The following is a 3,117-nucleotide window of genomic DNA, read 5'->3' as shown; positions in this document are numbered from 1 at the left end:
GTGTCAGTCAGCTCAGTATTAACTGACCCACCGCTATCGCAGGCAAGCCAGCTCCCACATTCGAAGGTCGTTGCTGGTCTAGCGCGGTACCAGGTCCAGGCACACCGAGTTGATGCAGTAGCGCAGGCCAGTCGGCGGTGGGCCGTCAGGGAACACGTGCCCCAGGTGGGCATCGCACTTGGCACAAGTGACTTCGGTACGGATCATGCCGTGGCTGACATCACGGATCTCGATCATCGAACTGTCGGCGATCGGCGCGTAGAAGCTCGGCCAACCACAGCCGGAATCGAATTTCGTGGTGGAATCGAACAGCGGCTCATTGCAGCAGATGCAGTGGTACACGCCATCGGTCTTGGTGCCGTTGTACTTGCCGCTGAAAGGTCGCTCGGTGCCCTTGAGACGGCACACGTTGTACTGCTCTGGGTCGAGCATCGCCTTCCATTCATCAACGGTTTTCTGCAACTTTTCCATCGGTACACCTCGGCAACTGAAAAACCCTGATCTGTGTCTTTTCCGTGGATCAGGCGGCACGTATGATTGCGCCTCTTCAAAACGCCAGTCTGGCACCCACGCTACCGGCATTCAAACGTATTTATGGGTGCGGGCCTCGCTGGATTCACAGTACGGTAGTGTCTACACCGTCTGGATCGTTCATTTTCAGGATCACATCGCCATGCAGGTCAGCAAATCGAACAAGCTCGCCAACGTCTGCTACGACATTCGCGGCCCGGTGCTCAAGCACGCCAAACGCCTGGAAGAGGAAGGCCATCGCATCCTCAAGCTGAACATTGGCAACCCGGCACCCTTTGGTTTCGAAGCGCCGGACGAAATCCTCCAGGATGTGATCCGCAACCTGCCGACCGCCCAGGGCTACAGCGACTCCAAGGGTCTGTTCAGCGCACGCAAAGCGGTCATGCAGTACTACCAACAGAAGCAGGTCGAAGGTGTCGGCATCGAAGACATCTACTTGGGCAATGGCGTGTCCGAGCTGATCGTGATGTCCATGCAGGCCCTGCTCAACAATGGTGACGAAGTGCTAGTGCCGGCGCCGGACTACCCGCTGTGGACCGCCGCCGTGACCCTGGCCGGCGGCCACCCGGTGCACTACCTGTGTGACGAGGGCGCCGACTGGTTCCCGGACCTGGCCGACATCAAGGCCAAGATCACCCCGAACACCAAGGCGCTGGTGATCATCAACCCGAACAACCCCACCGGCGCCGTGTACTCCAAAGAAGTGCTGCTGGGCATGCTTGAGTTGGCACGCCAGCACAACCTGGTGGTGTTCTCCGACGAGATCTACGACAAAATCCTCTACGACGACGCCGTACACGTGTGCACCGCTTCCCTGGCACCGGACCTGCTGTGCCTGACCTTCAACGGCCTGTCCAAGTCCTACCGCGTGGCGGGTTTCCGCTCCGGCTGGATCGCCATCTCCGGGCCAAAGCACAACGCCCAGAGCTACATAGAAGGCATCGACATGCTGGCCAACATGCGCCTGTGCGCCAACGTGCCGAGCCAGCATGCCATCCAGACTGCCCTCGGTGGCTATCAGAGCATCAATGACCTCGTGCTGCCCCAGGGCCGCCTGCTGGAACAGCGCAACCGCACCTGGGAGCTGCTCAACGCGATTCCTGGCGTCAGTTGCGTAAAACCCATGGGGGCATTGTATGCCTTCCCGAGGATCGACCCGAAGGTGTGCCCGATCCTCAACGACGAGAAGTTCGTGCTCGACCTGCTGCTGTCGGAAAAGCTGCTGGTGGTGCAAGGCACCGCGTTCAACTGGCCGTGGCCGGATCACTTCCGTGTGGTGACGTTGCCACGGGTGGATGACCTGGACATGGCCATTGGTCGCATCGGCAACTTCCTCAAGTCCTATCGCCAGTAACGTAAACAACGCTGTACGACCGACAATCGGTCGTACAGCGAGTATCTGGCAACACTTCTTTGCCCTTCCCCTCCCCCTTCCCTGTCGTTGCCGCCACGAACCGGCAAGCCCCCTATAATTACGGGACGACAAGGTAAGAGTGTGGTGAAGAACGCAGGCTTGGCGGGTCGGAAAATCCTTTCAAGGCTCTACATTCAGGCTGTAGGACACAGTTTGAAATAGTCGCTCGGTTGAATCACCCCACCCCGCACCTTATATACCCCGCAGTACGCGACATATTAAGCATGAGGAGAACTCTACAACCATGATGCGCATCCTGCTGTTCTTGGCCACTAACCTGGCGGTCGTGCTGATTGCCAGCATCACCCTGAGCCTATTTGGCTTCAACGGGGTCATGGCGGCCAACGGGGTTGACCTGAACCTCAATCAGCTGCTGGTTTTCTGTGCGGTCTTTGGTTTTGCCGGCTCGCTGTTCTCGCTGTTCATCTCCAAGTGGATGGCGAAGATGAGTACCAGCACCCAGGTCATCACCCAGCCACGCACCCGGCATGAACAATGGTTGCTGCAGACCGTGGAGCAACTGTCCCGTGACGCCGGCATCAAGATGCCCGAGGTGGGGATCTTCCCCGCCTATGAGGCTAACGCATTCGCCACTGGCTGGAACAAGAACGACGCACTCGTTGCGGTGAGCCAGGGCATGCTGGAACGCTTCTCGTACGATGAAGTGAAGGCCGTTCTTGCTCACGAGATCGGCCACGTGGCCAACGGTGACATGGTCACTCTGGCACTGGTACAGGGCGTGGTTAACACCTTCGTAATGTTCTTTGCACGGATCATTGGCAACTTTGTCGATAAAGTGATCTTCAAGAACGAAGAAGGTCGTGGCATTGCCTACTACGTGGCGACCATCTTCGCTGAGTTGGTACTGGGCTTCCTGGCCAGTGCAATCACTATGTGGTTCTCTCGCAAGCGGGAGTTCCGTGCAGACGAAGCCGGTGCCCGCCTGGCCGGCACCGGGGCAATGATCGCGGCGCTGCAACACCTGCGCTCCGAACAAGGCCTGCCGGTACATATGCCGGACAGCCTTACCGCATTCGGTATCAACGGTGGCATCAAGCAGGGCATGGCACGCCTGTTCATGAGCCACCCGCCACTGGAAGAGCGGATCGACGCGCTACGTCGCCGGGGCTAAGCGCCAGGTGGCACAACGAGGGGCGATCTGATCGCCCCTT

The 3,117-nt window shown here is 58.7% G+C and carries 3 protein-coding genes; 2 read left to right on the top strand and 1 reads right to left on the bottom strand.

Features of this window, described 5'->3' with window-relative positions:
• Window positions 1-78: 78 nt before the first annotated feature.
• A complete protein-coding gene (gene msrB, locus ACRESD_RS24645; protein WP_431753296.1) occupies window positions 79-471 on the bottom strand; it encodes a peptide-methionine (R)-S-oxide reductase MsrB in 393 nt (130 codons plus the stop codon).
• A 202-nt stretch (window positions 472-673) separates the two neighbouring features.
• Between msrB and ACRESD_RS24640 the strand changes: the two genes are divergently transcribed.
• Complete coding sequence (locus ACRESD_RS24640; protein WP_016978462.1) at window positions 674-1,885, top strand: pyridoxal phosphate-dependent aminotransferase; 1,212 nt, start codon at window positions 674-676, stop codon at window positions 1,883-1,885.
• A gap of 304 nt (window positions 1,886-2,189) precedes the next feature.
• The gene (gene htpX, locus ACRESD_RS24635; protein ID WP_431753295.1) at window positions 2,190-3,077 is read left to right on the top strand and encodes a protease HtpX; all 888 of its coding nucleotides are present in this window, start codon (window positions 2,190-2,192) and stop codon (window positions 3,075-3,077) included.
• The last annotated feature ends 40 nt before the right edge of the window (window positions 3,078-3,117 follow it).

It is taken from the genome of Pseudomonas sp., assembly GCF_050739995.1.
Lineage (GTDB): Bacteria > Pseudomonadota > Gammaproteobacteria > Pseudomonadales > Pseudomonadaceae > Aquipseudomonas.
The sequence above is the reverse complement of the archived record's forward strand: the minus strand, read 5'-3'. Positions and strand labels throughout refer to the sequence as shown.